Origin of the sequence: Pseudomonas sp. NPDC087615 (genome assembly GCF_044743445.1) — a bacterium.
GTDB lineage: Bacteria > Pseudomonadota > Gammaproteobacteria > Pseudomonadales > Pseudomonadaceae > Aquipseudomonas > Aquipseudomonas baetica_A.
Genome location: NZ_JBIUWM010000012.1, coordinates 39,461 through 53,527, shown reverse-complemented (window position 1 = coordinate 53,527; position 14,067 = coordinate 39,461). Strand labels below are relative to the sequence as shown.

Sequence of the window (14,067 nt, the reverse complement as noted above, 5' to 3'; positions counted from 1 at the left end):
CCGTGGTCAGGGCGCTGGTTACCGTGGGCGCCTTGTTCCTTGGTTTGCAGCAGGTGTGCGATGAGTCTGATTGTTTCGATGGCGGCGTTTGCCCTGGCCGCATCCATTACCCCCGGCCCGGTCAACATCGTGGCGTTGAGTTCCGGCGCGCAGTTCGGCTTTCGGGCCAGTCAGCGGCATGTCGCTGGGGCTACATTGGGCTTTGTCCTGTTGCTGGTGCTGATGGGCTTGGGGCTGCATGAAGTGCTCAAACTCTGGCCATTCATGACCCGCGTCGTACAACTCGCCGGGGTGGCGTTTCTGCTGTTCATGGCCTGGAAGCTGGCCTGCGATAACGGGCAGTTGAATACCGATGACTCGGGCCGCGCACCTTCGATGCTCTACGGTGCGGTGATGCAGTGGCTCAACCCGAAAGCCTGGCTGGCCTGCGTGGCCGGCATGGGCGCGTTTGTCGCCGATGGCGAGGCGCGGCTGGTCTGGCAGTTTGCGGCGGTGTATCTGGTGATCTGCTATGTGTCGGTGGGCTGCTGGGTGTATGCCGGGACGTTCTTGCGCGGCTATCTGGGCAACCCGGCGGGGATGCGCCTGTTCAACAGGCTGATGGCGGGGTTGTTGGTGGTGAGTGCGATTTATCTGTTGTTGCCTTGAAATCCTCACAGGGGATTGCTGTCAGCCCCGATACTGCCCCGGCGTCGCCGCCAGATGCTGTTTGAACGCCCGTTGAAAGTGCGCTTGATCGGCAAACCCCGCCTCAAGCGCCACATCGGCAATCAGCCGTCCACTGCGCAACCGCTCGCGAGCGAACTGGATGCGCTGGTTGATCACAAACGCATGGGGCGTCATGCCGTAATGCTGCTTGAAGGCGCGGATCAGGTACGACGGCGACAACTGCGCGGCGAGGCAAATGTCATCGAGGCTCAGCAGATCGGTGCAGTGTTCGCGGATGTAATCGGCGGCGCGTTCAAGCTTGAAATTCGGCTCGCGCGATGGCTGTTCAACCGGGTTCAGGCGCAATTGCAGATTCGTGAAAAACTCGACCGCAGCGCTCTGTTTACGCAGTACATCGTGTTGCCCGTCGACGAGAATTTCGTATAACCCCTTGAGATCGCGGAACAGGCCGGCATCGTTGAGGTGAGTGGTCGCAAACCGGCGAAACTCAAGCTCGGGACTGAAGCCCAGTTGATGTTGCAAGTCGGTTAGCCATGGCGTTTCGACGTACAGCATCAGGTATGACCACGGCTGATCATTGATCGGATTGCAGGCGTGCACATCACCGGGGTTCATCAACACCACGGTGCCGGCGGCGACTTCGAACTGCGCCTGTTCATGCACATATGTGCTGCGCCCGGCGGTAATCGCCCCGATGGAGAAGTGCGCATGAGAATGCCGCGCATAACAAACCTCGCGACCATCGGCGATGGCCCGGGCTTCGATGAAGGGCAGGGCCTCGTCGCGCCAGAAACGCGGGGCTTTTTCAGGGTTTTTCGCGGCAGCGTGTTTCATTGACGTCGTTCCCGGCAGGCCAGCGCCCGAGTGTATTAGCTCTGGCCGGCAAAGGCTCGTTCCAGTTCGGCAATGTCGAGTTTTTTCAGGGTGTACATGGCCTGCATCGCCCGCTGGGATTTGCGGGTGTCCGCATCCCGCATCATGTGCATGAACGCCACCGGCACGATTTGCCACGAAACACCGAACTTGTCCTTGAGCCAGCCGCATTACTGCGCTTCAACCGGCCCACCGAAGCTAAGGTTACGTATTACGCGGTGTAGTCGTAATGACATCCTTGGAAGTCGAAATGACTCTTTAATGGTTGTGTCAAATTGACTCTATTTGTCTCAAGATTCTGATTTTATTGGGGGGGGAATCTGGCACGAGAATTGGAGTACTCAGCGTACCCACTGAATTGCTCAGGAGTACGACGCCATGTTCACCTTCTTCGAAAATCCACTGAACGTTCTGCAACTGTCGAGCAAAATCCTCGTCGCCGGCCTGATCATGCTGCTGGTCGGCATCTACGGCGCCTACCTCTACGATGGCCACATGCCGATCGCGCTGTTGGTAGTGATGCACGCCATGACCATCATTGGGCCAACCCTGCTGAAAGTCGGCTATGTGATGCGCCTTTTGGCGCAATACCGCCTCCGTGGCCCGCTGCTGATCCAGCAAGCACTGTAAAACCCTGTGGGAGCTGCGTGACTGAAACTAGCGCCGCTCAGCCACCATCAGCAACGACTGCGGTACAGGGCTTTGCGGATGCTGTGGTTCTTGCAGTGCGGCCAACTGGAAACCTGCCATGTCGAGCGCATTGATCCAGCTCGACAGCGTGCGGAAATACCACGGCATCGGCTGCCACTGGCCTTCGAACCCGGCGAAGGTCTCTTGCCGCCAACCGTCCTGATAATCGCCCGCCGCGACGGCCCACGGGTGCAGCGTCTGGATCACCAGCACACCGCCGGGCACCAGCAAGGCGTTCATCGCCGCGAGCAGCGGGATGATGTCCTGATGCAACAGAGAGAAATTGGCGCAGATCAGGTCATAGTCGCGACCCATATCTACCGTGCCCTCAACCAGCGCTTCATAGCTGGCGACCTGCACGGGCGAAGCACCGGCCAAACGCGCCGCTTCAACCAATGTCGCGTCGCCATCCACGCCCACCGCAGCAATGCCCCGATCCGCCAGTGCCCGCAATAACCAGCCTTCGCCACAACCCAGGTCGAGCACGCGCGCAGGTTGGCGGCCCATGATTGCCAGCAGAATCGCTTGATCGGTGACCTGCTGGCGGCTTTCGATGGCGCCGCTGCGGATCACTTCGATCCAAGCGTGGGCGTTGTCGTGCCAGCTATGCAAAAGGGTGGATTCAGGGGCGGGCATGTTGGTGTCCGGACAGTTGAGTGGAGGATGCCGTGCGCAAAGATCAGTATGGACGCCGGGTTCAAGATCGCCATGCAGGATGCACTGGCCCTGCATGGCGAACCGTGTGGTACCTACTGCGGCAGGCGCAGTTTATCCAGCAATCGGTTGACCAACAGCTCGTTCAACATGATCACCTGTTGCAGCGCCAGCAGCGGTTTTCGCTCCGGGCCGCCCACCGAGTCGGCGATGTTACCGGCCATGGCATGAGCGTATGACAGCGACTCACAGGCTTCGACGAGCAGGGTTTCTTCATCCAGCGTGGGATCGACGAGATAGACGGGGCGAAACTTGGGCGAGCTTGGCGGGGCCGACAGTGCTTCGGGTCTGAGGTAGTAGTCGAGGGCGCGATCAGTTGCTTCTTTGACCTTTTGCGGGTCAAGGGCGGGGTCGTGTGGGACTGGATCGGTGTGCGGTGGGTTTGGCGTGATTTTGAACATAGATAAAGCTCCAATTTAAAAAATGGGAGCCATCACCCTCGCTACCAAACGGTGGGTGGCGGCCATGCGCAGGTTGGTAGACCGGTTAAATTGGGAAACCCGGCGCTCACGAATGAGCCCCACGCATGCCCACCATACAAAGCTATACCTCAAAAAAGAGACAGCATCGAAGGTGTCGCAACAACGACAATTTAAAGCGGGCTACCAAACCCGATCACTGTTTTGCAGTGACAGGGAAACGATACAACCCGCCCCACAGCCGTGTAAGCCGGCGGATTCTGGCGTACGCGTAGGTAACGGCGCAAGGTTTTGTAGCCTGTATGGCGTAACGCGGAGTGTCATTTAAACGCGCTCACGCAATGATGTTTACGCAGGGGAAATGTGGGTTAGCGAGAGTCTGCGACACCCTCACCATTCAGAGCACTCATGCATGACCGGTGGTCGCCGCATCTGGCCTAAAACGCAAATTGCGCTTAGCTCAATGGGATAAGCCCAAGCGTGCGCAGGCTTCGCGGCCGCAGCGACGCCCCTTCAGAACACCGTGAGTCTGAGGAAAATCCCCGATGCTGACCCTGAATATCAATGGCAAGGATCAGGCGCTCGATGTCCCCGCAGACATGCCGTTGCTCTGGGTTCTGCGTGATGTCGCGCACCTGACCGGTACCAAATTCGGCTGCGGCATGGCGCAGTGCGGCGCCTGTACCGTGCATGTCGACGGTGCGCCGTTGCGCGCCTGTATCACCCCGGCCACCGCCGTCGCCCATGGGCAGAAAATCCTCACCATCGAAGGCCTGTCCACGGACGGTTCGCACCCGGTGCAACAGGCCTGGGCCGAACTCGATGTGGTGCAGTGCGGTTATTGTCAGTCCGGGCAGATCATGTCCGCCGCAGCCCTATTGGCGAAAATCCCCAAACCCACCGACAGCGATATCGATCAGGCGCTCTCCGGCAATATCTGTCGTTGCGGCACTTATCCAAGAATTCGCGCAGCGGTCAAACGCGCGGCCGAGATCGGTTGAACCTGACGGGGAGATAGACCATGAACAGTCCCGTATCGCGTCGGGGTTTTCTCAAGGGCAGCGCCTTGTTGGGCGGCGGTCTGGTGGTGGCGTTTGTCGTGCCAGGTGCCCATCGTTTTGCTTTGGCGGCGGAGAATGAAGGCAAGGTCTTTGCGCCCAATGCGTTCCTGCGCATTGCCGCCGACAACAGCGTCACCGTGTTGCTTGGGCATTCGGAGATGGGGCAGGGCATCTGGACGGGCCTGACCATGCTGATCGCCGAAGAGCTGGAGGCCGACTGGTCGAAGATTCGCGTCGAACACTCGCCAGCCTCGGCTGCCGATTACGGTCTACCCGGTTTTGGCGGCATGCAGATTACCGGTGGCTCGACCTCGACCTGGATGGAGTTCGACCGCTATAGACTGGCCGGTGCCACGGCACGGCAGATGCTGGTTGAAGCGGCGGCCAAGCGTTTTGATGTGGCGCCTTCGACGATTCGCACCGAGTCGGGCGTGGTGATCGCTGGCGAAAAACGCGCGACTTACGGCGAGTTGGCGGACGCGGCCGGGCAACTGCCGGTGCCCGATCCGAAGTCGATCACGTTCAAAGAGGCCAAGGACTGGAGGGTCATCGGCAAACCCACCAAACGCCTCGACACCCCGGAGAAAATCACCGGTCGCGCCAAGTTCGGCATGGATGTGCAGTTTGAAGGGTTGATGACGGCGATGGTTGCCCGTGCGCCGGTATTTGGTGCTCGCGTCAAATCCTTCGAGGGCGCCGAAGCGCTGGCGGTGCCGGGCGTGCATAAAGTGTTGCAGGTGCCGACGGGAGTGGCGGTGGTTGCCGACCATTACTGGGCGGCGAAGCTCGGTCGCGATGCGCTGAAGGTCGAATGGGATCTGGGGCCGCACGCGGATCTGAGCAGTGAAAAACTGCTTGAAAGCTTTCGTAAACTGGCTGCCACACCGGGCACTTCGGCCAGTCAGGCCGGGGATGCCAAGGGCAACTTCAGCAAAGCGGTGAAGAAGATCGACGTCCAATACAGCGTGCCTTATCTGGCCCATGCGCCGATGGAACCGTTGAACTGCACGGTAAAAGTCAGCGCAGAGAAGTGTGAGATCTGGACGGGTACGCAGTTTCAGACGCTGGATCAGATGGTCGCCGGGAAAATCACCGGACTGAAACCCGAGCAGGTGGAAATCCACACCGAATTCCTCGGCGGCGGTTTTGGTCGTCGGGCCAATCCAACCTCCGATTTTGTGGCCGAAGCGGTGGAGGTGGCGAAAGCGGCGGGCATGCCGGTGAAAACCGTGTGGTCGCGGGAGGATGACATTCGCGGCGGTTATTACCGTTCGATGTTCCTGCATCAGGCGCGTATCGGGCTCGGTACCGATGGCATGCCGTTGAGCTGGCAGCATGTGCTGGTCGGGCAATCGATCATGACCGGTACGCTGATGGAGGCGACGATGGTCAAGAACGGCATCGACCCGACGTCGGTTGAGGGCGTGGCCGACAGCCCTTACGTCAAAGGTCTGGCCCATCATCAGGTTGAACTGCATTCGCCGCAGACCGGGATCAATGTGCTGTGGTTACGCTCAGTGGGGCACAGCCACACCGGGTTTGTCATGGAGTCGTTGATCGACGAAATGGCCGCTGCGGCGGGCAAGGATCCGGTCGAATACCGACGCACGTTGCTCAAGGCGCATCCACGGCATCTTGGCGTGCTGAATCTGGCGGTGGAGAAGGCCAACTGGTCGGCGCCGCTGCCGGACGGTCATGCCTTGGGCGTGGCGGTGCACGAATCGTTTGGCAGCTATGTGGCGCAGGTGGCCGAGGTTTCGCAGGACAATCTGGCTATTCGTGTGCATCGCGTGGTGTGTGCAGTGGATTGCGGGATCGCGGTCAATCCACAGAGCATCGCGGCGCAGATGGAGTCGTGCATCACCTTCGGTCTGGGCATGGCGCTGCACAGCAAACTCACGCTCAAGGACGGCATGGTCACGCAGTCCAACTATCACGACTATCAGGTGCTACGCCTCAACGAAATGCCGGTGGTTGAGGTGCATATCGTGCCCAGCCACGATAAACCCGGCGGCATCGGCGAGGCGGGTGTACCGCCGACCGCACCGGCGGTGGCCAACGCCGTGTTTGCTTTGACCGGGCAGCGTCTGCGCCAATTGCCGCTGCAATTGGCGGGGGTGTGAGATGAAACGACATCTGCTGTTGGGCGTACTGGTTTTGATGGGCGCAGGCGGGTACGCCTCGCAACTGTTCGCCGATGATCAGGAAGCCTTGAAGGCGTTCGGCACCATTCAAAAAGTATTCCAGAGCCCACGTTGCCAGAACTGCCACATTCCCGGGGATTCACCCTTGCAATTCGATGCCGGCACGCCCCACGCAATGAACGTGGTGCGGGGTCTGGACGGCAAGGGCGCCGCCGGTTTGCCGTGCGCAACGTGTCACGCCCAAAGCAATCCGCCAGCCAGTTACGGCCCCCATGCGCCTCCCGGTGCGCCGCACTGGAGCCTCCCGCCGGCGGCGCACAAAATGGCCTGGATTGGCCTGCCAGCGGACAAACTCTGCGCGATGATCAAGGACCGTTCGAGCAACGGTGATCGCGATTTTGCCGCGCTGATCAAACACGTCAGCGAGGACAAACTGGTGCTATGGGGCTGGAACCCCGGGGCAGGGCGTGCGCCGGTGCCGGTGCCCCACGACCTATTCGTGAACCAGTTCAAGCTCTGGGCCGATGCCGGCGGGCCGTGTCCGGTGGCAGGGGGATGAGAATCTGAGCCGTTGCTGAATTAGCGCTACGCTGAAGTGTATGGATGCCAATGGAGTGTGCGAATGCTGGTCCCAGGAAAAACCGCCAATGAAGACGCGCGCATTCAAGCGCTGCACGGACTCAACCTTCTCGATTCTGCTCCAGAGGAGCGTTTCGATCGACTGACGCGACTGGCCAGGCGCCTGTTCAATGTGCCGATTGCCCTGGTGACACTGGTCGACAAGGATCGGCAGTGGTTCAAGTCTTGTGTCGGGCTGGACGTCACTGAAACGCCGAGGGACATCTCATTCTGCGGTCATGTGATTCTCAAGGACGATTTGTTGCTGGTGCCCGACGCTCGCCAGGACGAGCGTTTCCATGACAACCCACTGGTCACCGGCGAACCGAACGTTCGTTTCTACGCCGGCTACCCGCTGACCGTGCCCAATGGCAACAAGATGGGCACGCTTTGCCTGATCGACACCAAACCCCGTGAACTCGATGACGAAGAACGTGCGCTACTGCGTGACCTGGCTGGTATGGCCGAGCAGGAGTTGATGGCGGTGCAGATCGCGAGCATGGACGAGTTGACGCTGTTGTCCAATCGCCGTGGGTTCATGCAGTTGGCCCAGCACGCGCTGGATGCTTGCGCACGGCTGAACAGGCCGGCGACGCTGCTTTTCTTCGACCTCAATGACTTCAAGCAGATCAACGATCTCTATGGTCATGCCGAGGGTGACAGTGCGCTCAAGACCTTTGCCGACGTGCTGCGCATTGCCTTTCGTGAGAGCGACGTGGTCGGGCGATTGGGCGGCGATGAATTTGTCGCCTTGCTGACAGGCTCCAGTCACATCGAAACCACGGCGATCATGGCGCGACTCAACGAGATTCTCCAGGAGCGCAACGCCATGTTGCAGCGTGGTTATGCGATTCGCTTCAGCGTCGGCCAGATCGAGTACGACGCCAAGCGCCATGACACCGTGGATCGGCTGCTGGCGGATGCCGATGGCGCGATGTATGCGCATAAGCAGGCGTTGAAGCGTGTCTGATTCAGATTAGTCATGCATTTGGGAATGGATTTTGTAGTCAATGTTCGGCGCAATAGTTTCGTTTACTCCGATGGCTAATATATGATCCATATACATTTCGTATCGGATTTTGCCATGGGCATCGTAAAGATTTCAGAAGACATGCACGAAAATCTGCGCATCTCCAGCAACGCCCTCAGCCGCTCGATCAACGCGCAGGCCGAGCACTGGATGCGCATCGGTATGCTTGCCGAGTTGCACCCCAACCTCGACCACAGCGCCATTTGCCGCTTGCTCATCCGCGCTGAGCAGAACGGTGGGCTGGATTTGCAAACACTGACTCAGGAAGCAGTCACCGCATGAGAAACCAGATCAAGATCAATACCCCGGCAGAGATCGCTCAATCGCGCCTCGCCGGCAAGCTCGCCGCCGACGTGCTGGCGATGCTGGTGCCGCACGTCAAGGCTGGCGTGACCACTGATGAACTGGATCGGCTGTGCAATGACTACATCGTCAACGTACAGAAAGCGGTTCCGGCCAATGTCGGTTATCACGGCTTTCCAAAAACCGTCTGCGCCTCGGTCAACGACGCGGTGTGCCACGGCATTCCATCGGGCACACCGTTGAAGGATGGCGACATCGTCAACCTCGACATCGCGGTGATCAAGAACGGTTGGTTCGGCGATACCAGCCGCATGTATGTGGTGGGTGAAGCGACGCCTGAGGCGCAGCACTTGATCAAGACCACTTACGACGCCATGTGCGCCGGCATTCGCACGGTGCGTCCGGGGGCGACCCTGGGTGATATCGGCCATGCGATCCAGAGCCTGGCGGAGAAGGAAGGCTTCAGTGTGGTGCGCGAGTATTGCGGGCACGGGATCGGCAAGGTCTACCACGATGAGCCGCAGATCCTGCATTACGGTTTTCCCAATCAGGGCATGAAGCTCAAGGCCGGGATGATTTTCACCATCGAACCGATGCTGAACGCGGGTAAGCGTCATGTGAAGAACATGCCGGATGGCTGGACTGTACTGACCAAGGACGGTTCGTTATCCGCGCAATGGGAGCACATGGTGGCGGTGACGGAGAGCGGATTTGAAGTGTTGACGGCGTGGCCGGATCAGATTGAGGGTTTTGCCCCGATTAACTGAGGGCCACCAAACCTGTGGCGGCGAGCAAGCCCGCGCCCACCGTTTTGATCTGTGATGGACGACTTTGTGTGTTGACCACAAATCCAGTGTGGGCGCGGGCTTGCTCGCGAAAGCGGTGTGTCAGTCAGCAGAGAGGCTGGCTGAGCTGACGCCTTCGCGAGCAAGCCCGCTCCCACGGTTTTGATCTGTGATGGACGATTTCTTGTGTTCACCACAAATCCAGTGTGGGAGCGGGCTTGCTCGCGAAAGCGGTGTGTCAGTCAGCAGAGAGGCTGGCTGGATTGACGCCTTCGCGAGCCAGCCCGCTCCCACGGTTTTGATCTGTGATGGACGATTTGTTGTGTTCGCCACAAGTCCAGTGTGGGAGCGGGCTTGCTCGCGAAAGCGGTGTGTCAGTCAGCAGAGAGGTTGGCTGAGCTGACGCCTTCGCGAGCAAGCCCGCGCCCACCGTTTTGATCTGTGATGGACGATTTCTTGTGTTCGCCACGAATCCAGTGTGGGATCGGGCTTGCTCGCGAAAGCGGTTTGTCAGTCAGCAAAGAGGTTGGCTGAGCTGACGCCTTCGCGAGCAAGCCCGCTCCCACGGTTTTGATCTGTGATGAACGATTTCTGGTGTTCGCCACGAATCCAGTGTGGGAGCGGACTTGCTCGCGAAAGCTATGTGGCAGTCAGCAGAGAGGTTGGCTGGATTGACGCCTTCGCGAGCCAGCCCGCGCCCACCTGGGGATTTTGGTGTGTTGAAGAGTTTAGTGAGCGCCGGCGGCTTTGTTCAGGTCGCTTTCGGTCCATTCGGTGTAGACGCAGGCATCGGCGGTGGCCCAGCGTACGCTCACCGGATCACCCGCCTTGAGCGGCATGCCCGCCGCCGACAGTGCTTTGACGGTCATCGACGTTCCGCCCGAGGTCACCACGCTGCACGTCAGGCTCTCGCCCAGAAACAGCACTTCAACCACCGTCGCTGAGACCTCATTCCAACCTGCCGGCAACGGCTCGTCGCTCGCCTGCTGCACGCTCAGCGCCAAGGCTTTTTCCGGGCGTACCATCAGCAGCACATCCTGATCAGTGTGCACGCCGGCGGTCAGTCGGATCGACAGCGGCTGCCCTTCAAAACTCGCGGCCGCATTGCCCTGCGCCTTGAGTTTGAGGAAGTTCGAGTTGCCGAGGAAGGAGGCGACAAACGCGTTCGGCGGATTCTGATACAGGTCATACCCGCTGCCCAAACCAACGATCTTGCCGTGACTGAAAATGGCGATGCGTTGGGACAACCGCATGGCTTCTTCCTGATCGTGGGTCACGTAAACGATGGTGATGCCCAGGCGGCGGTGCAGTTGGCGCAGTTCGTCTTGCAGGTCTTCGCGCAGTTTTTTGTCCAGCGCACCCAGCGGCTCGTCCATCAGCAGAATGCGTGGCTCATAGACCAGCGCCCGGGCGATGGCGACACGCTGTTGCTGGCCACCGGACAGTTGCGAAGGGCGGCGATGAGCAAACTGATCGAGTTGCACCAGTTTGAGCATCGCATCGACGCGCTTGTCACGTTCGGTCGCAGCGAGTTTGCGGATCGCCAACGGGAAGGCAATGTTGTCGCGCACCGACAGGTGCGGGAACAGCGAATAACGCTGAAACACCATACCGATGTCGCGCTTGTGCGGCGGCACGTTGACCAGCGACTGGCCGTTGACGAGGATCTCGCCGCTGCTCGGGGTTTCGAAACCGGCGAGCATCGACAGCGTCGTACTTTTTCCGGAGCCGCTGGAGCCGAGGAAGGTGAGAAATTCACCGTCCTTGATGTCCAGGGAGATGTTGTCCACGGCGGCAAAGTCGCCGTAGTGCTTGTTCAGGTTGCGCAGGCTGACCAGGGGTTTGTCGTTCTGCTGGGATGCGTCTTTGATCACGGCACTCATGTCGTACTCCTGGGCGCTCAGGCGCTGATGTTGTTGCGCCGGCGCAGGGCGGCGGCGATCACCATGACCAATACCGACAGGCCGATCAGCAGCGTCGAAGCGACGGCGATCACCGGTGTCAGGTCCTGGCGCAGGGTGGTCCACATTTTCACGGGAAGGGTTTGCAGGGTCGGGCTGGCCATCATCACGCTGAGCACCACTTCATCCCACGAAACGAGGAAGGCGAAGAGGGCGCCGGCGACCATGCCCGGACGTATTGCCGGGAACGTCACCTTGAGCACCGCTTGCAGGCGTGACGCGCCGCAGATCACTGCCGCGTCTTCGATCGACTGATCGAACAGCTTCAGCGAGTTGATGATCGAGATGATGGTGAACGGCAGCGCGACGATGACATGGCTGACCACAAAGGCAAACATCGTCCCGGTATAACCGAGCTTGAGGAACAGCGCGTACACCGCCACGGCGATGATCACCAGCGGCACGATCATCGGCAGAGTGAACAGGCCATAGAGCATTTCCCGGCCGGGAAAGCGCCCACGTACCAAGGCAAACGCTGTCGGCAGACCGAGGGCCACGGCGCAGAGGGTCGTCAGCACCGCTACCTTGAGGCTGGCGAGTGCCGCATTCATCCAGTCGGGGTTGGAGAAGAACTGGCCGTACCATTTCAGTGTCCACCCCGGTGGCGGGAACACCAGCCATTGCGACGAACCAAACGACAGCAGGACGATGAACACGATCGGCAACAGCAGAAACAAACCGATCAGCCCGGTGGTGGTGTAGAGGCCGAAACGCATCCGGCGGCTCATGGCATTGGGAGTCAGGAGCATCTCGGCTTACCTCGCGTTACTCGCGCCAACCGGGGATTCCGGCTGAAGCTTCAGGTAGAAGTAAAACAGCACCAGGGTGATGGCGATCAGCAACGCGGCGCCGGCACTGGCCAGGCCCCAGTTGAGGAACGATTGCACCTGCTGAATGATGAACTCCGGCAGCATCATGTTCTGCGCTCCGCCCAGCAGCGCCGGGGTGACGTAGTAACCGAGCGACATCACAAACACCATCAACCCACCGGACGCCAGCCCGGGCCTGCACAGGGGCAGGAACACCCGGAAGAAGTTGGTCCATGGGCTGGCCCCGCAAATCGAGCCGGCCTGCAGGATCATCGGGTCGATGGCCTGCATGGTCGCCTGCAATGGCAGCACGATGAACGGGATCATGATGTAGCTCATGCCGATCACCACGCCGGTCAGGTTATGCACCATTTCCAGCGGCTGATCGATGATGCCCAGCGCCATCAAAACCTTGTTGATCACCCCAGAGGCTTGCAGCAGCACCAGCCACGAATAGGTGCGGGCGAGGAGGCTGGTCCACATCGACAGCAACACGATGTTGAGGATCCAGCGACCCCAGCCGCGCGGCACCAAGGTAATCGCCCAGGCCAGCGGGAATCCCAGCAACAGGCTGAACAACGTCACCAGCCCGGCCACTGAAAAGGTGTTGAGCAGCACGCGGGCATACGCCGAGTTGGCGAACAGTTGTTCATAGTTGCCGAGGCCCGGTGTGGGTTCGAGCACACCGCGCAACAGCAAACCAATCAACGGCGCCAGAAAGAACAGGCCGAGGAACAGCAGCGCCGGGACGAGGTTGCCGGCGCCGCGCCAGCGTTGTCTGAGGGAGGGGGCTTGCGGCATCGCAATCGCCTTTTGTCCTGCGGCCGAGCCGGCAGCGCTTGCGGCGCTCCCGGTGGCAGTGGAGGGACGGGACGCAGTGGCCGCCATTTTCATTTGACCAGCCATTCGTTCCACCGTGTCGCGATGGCCTGGCCATTTTTGGCCCAGTACGCGAAGTCGAGAGTGATCTGATCCTTAGCGTAGGCAGTCGGCAGGTTCGGGGCCAGCACCGAGTCCAGGCGCGCCACGCTGTCGACGTTGACCGGGGCGTAAGCGGTCAGGTTGGAGAAGTCGGCCTGGCCTTTGGCACTGCTGGCGTTGGCCAGGAACTTCATCGCCGCGTCCTTGTTTTTCGAGCCTTTTGGAATCACCAGAATGTCGGCCATGACCAGGTTCTGCTTCCAGCTCACACCCACCGGCGCACCGTCTTCTTGCAGGGCGTGAATGCGGCCATTCCAGAACTGGCCCATGCTCACTTCACCCGAGGCCAACAACTGCTGCGACTGCGCGCCGCCGCCCCACCAGACGATGTCTTTCTTGATCGTGTCGAGTTTCTTGAAGGCGCGATCCAGGTCCAGCGGGTAGAGCTTGTCGGCGGGTACGCCATCGGCCAGCAGCGCCAGTTCGAGCACGCCGGGGCTTGGCCATTTGTACAGGGCGCGTTTGCCGGGGTAGGTCTTGGTGTCGAACAGCGCCGTCCAGTCTTGCGGCTTGGCAGCGCCGAGCTTGCCTTCGTTGTAGCCGAGGACGAAGGAGAAGAAGAACGAGCCGACACCGTAATCGCTGACAAAGCGTGGGTCGATCTTGTCACGCTGGATGACGTTGAAATCGAGGGGTTCAAGCAGCCCTTCAGCGGCGGCGCGCAGGGCGAAATCGGCTTCGACATCGACCACGTCCCATTGCACGTTGCCGCTTTCGACCATGGCTTTGAGTTTGCCGTAGTCGGTCGGGCCGTCCTGCACGACGGTGATGCCGCTGGCCCTGCTGAACGGGTCAGCCCAGGCCTGTTTCTGCGCATCCTGGGTGCTTCCGCCCCAACTGACAAAATTCACGCTCTCGGCGGCCATGGCGGACTGGCCGGTGACGCTCAGCAGTCCGGCAAAAAGGATTGCGGTTGCAGCTTTGTTCAACACCATTTTTACGCCCTCATTGTTGTGTTTTTGAGCGGGCTTGCGTTGTTGCCCGCCTATCGGGGAGCAGTAGATGGACGT

15 protein-coding genes and 1 pseudogene are annotated in these 14,067 nt (G+C 60.0%); 8 read left to right on the top strand and 8 right to left on the bottom strand.

Translation table 11 applies throughout. The features are described 5' to 3' along the window. Positions 1-60 precede the first annotated feature (60 nt). On the top strand, positions 61-648 hold the full coding sequence (locus ACIOU6_RS08465; protein WP_221734145.1) for a LysE family translocator: 588 nt from the start codon (positions 61-63) through the stop codon (positions 646-648). Between the two features lie 21 nt (positions 649-669). Here ACIOU6_RS08465 and ACIOU6_RS08460 read toward each other — a convergent pair whose 3' ends face one another. Both ACIOU6_RS08460 and ACIOU6_RS08455 read right to left on the bottom strand, forming a co-directional pair. After that, positions 670-1,503, bottom strand: a complete 834-nt coding sequence (locus ACIOU6_RS08460) for an AraC family transcriptional regulator (RefSeq protein ID WP_401135372.1) — start codon at positions 1,501-1,503, stop codon at positions 670-672. Positions 1,504-1,538: 35 nt separating this feature from the next. Beyond that, a pseudogene (locus tag ACIOU6_RS08455) lies at positions 1,539-1,748 on the bottom strand (VOC family protein); the annotation flags it as partial. 172 nt (positions 1,749-1,920) lie between these two features. Between ACIOU6_RS08455 and ACIOU6_RS08450 the strand changes: the two are divergent. Continuing rightward, on the top strand, positions 1,921-2,172 hold the full coding sequence (locus ACIOU6_RS08450) for a transmembrane sensor/regulator PpyR (protein WP_221734143.1): 252 nt from the start codon (positions 1,921-1,923) through the stop codon (positions 2,170-2,172). 27 nt (positions 2,173-2,199) lie between these two features. On the opposite strand, the gene ACIOU6_RS08445 is transcribed toward ACIOU6_RS08450, so the two are convergent. Then, positions 2,200-2,868 (bottom strand): class I SAM-dependent methyltransferase, encoded by a 669-nt coding sequence (locus ACIOU6_RS08445; RefSeq protein WP_401135369.1) that lies wholly within the window; start codon positions 2,866-2,868, stop codon positions 2,200-2,202. A gap of 113 nt (positions 2,869-2,981) precedes the next feature. Beyond that, positions 2,982-3,347 (bottom strand): DUF6124 family protein, encoded by a 366-nt coding sequence (locus ACIOU6_RS08440; RefSeq protein ID WP_401135366.1) that lies wholly within the window; start codon positions 3,345-3,347, stop codon positions 2,982-2,984. A gap of 563 nt (positions 3,348-3,910) precedes the next feature. Between ACIOU6_RS08440 and ACIOU6_RS08435 the strand changes: the two genes are divergently transcribed. The 6 genes from ACIOU6_RS08435 (at position 3,911) to map (ending at position 9,288) form a co-directional block, all read left to right on the top strand. Continuing rightward, complete coding sequence (locus ACIOU6_RS08435) at positions 3,911-4,366, top strand: (2Fe-2S)-binding protein (protein WP_149658307.1); 456 nt, start codon at positions 3,911-3,913, stop codon at positions 4,364-4,366. Positions 4,367-4,386: 20 nt separating this feature from the next. Continuing rightward, the gene (locus tag ACIOU6_RS08430; RefSeq protein ID WP_401135362.1) at positions 4,387-6,549 is read left to right on the top strand and encodes a molybdopterin cofactor-binding domain-containing protein; all 2,163 of its coding nucleotides are present in this window, start codon (positions 4,387-4,389) and stop codon (positions 6,547-6,549) included. A 1-nt stretch (position 6,550) separates the two neighbouring features. Beyond that, a complete protein-coding gene (locus ACIOU6_RS08425) occupies positions 6,551-7,129 on the top strand; it encodes a hypothetical protein (RefSeq protein ID WP_221734139.1) in 579 nt (192 codons plus the stop codon). A 63-nt stretch (positions 7,130-7,192) separates the two neighbouring features. Then, entirely contained in the window at positions 7,193-8,158 is a 966-nt protein-coding gene (locus ACIOU6_RS08420; RefSeq protein WP_221734138.1) for a sensor domain-containing diguanylate cyclase, read from the top strand. A gap of 114 nt (positions 8,159-8,272) precedes the next feature. After that, entirely contained in the window at positions 8,273-8,500 is a 228-nt protein-coding gene (locus ACIOU6_RS08415) for a ParD-like family protein (protein ID WP_221734137.1), read from the top strand. Beyond that, complete coding sequence (gene map, locus ACIOU6_RS08410; RefSeq protein ID WP_401135358.1) at positions 8,497-9,288, top strand: type I methionyl aminopeptidase; 792 nt, start codon at positions 8,497-8,499, stop codon at positions 9,286-9,288. Before ACIOU6_RS08415 ends, map begins: the two co-directional genes overlap by 4 nt. Before the next feature lie 746 nt (positions 9,289-10,034). On the opposite strand, the gene ACIOU6_RS08405 is transcribed toward map, so the two are convergent. Genes ACIOU6_RS08405 through ACIOU6_RS08390 form a run of 4 tightly spaced genes read right to left on the bottom strand, consistent with a single transcriptional unit; the run spans position 10,035 to position 13,992 of the window. Beyond that, a complete protein-coding gene (locus ACIOU6_RS08405) occupies positions 10,035-11,189 on the bottom strand; it encodes an ABC transporter ATP-binding protein (RefSeq protein ID WP_401135356.1) in 1,155 nt (384 codons plus the stop codon). 17 nt (positions 11,190-11,206) lie between these two features. After that, positions 11,207-12,016 carry an ABC transporter permease gene (locus ACIOU6_RS08400; protein ID WP_221734034.1) on the bottom strand — a complete coding sequence of 270 codons (810 nt, stop codon included), beginning with the start codon at positions 12,014-12,016 and terminating at the stop codon, positions 11,207-11,209. 6 nt (positions 12,017-12,022) lie between these two features. Next, positions 12,023-12,970 (bottom strand): ABC transporter permease, encoded by a 948-nt coding sequence (locus ACIOU6_RS08395; RefSeq protein WP_221734037.1) that lies wholly within the window; start codon positions 12,968-12,970, stop codon positions 12,023-12,025. Then, entirely contained in the window at positions 12,967-13,992 is a 1,026-nt protein-coding gene (locus tag ACIOU6_RS08390) for an ABC transporter substrate-binding protein (RefSeq protein WP_401135352.1), read from the bottom strand. Before ACIOU6_RS08390 ends, ACIOU6_RS08395 begins: the two co-directional genes overlap by 4 nt. Positions 13,993-14,067: the final 75 nt, after the last annotated feature.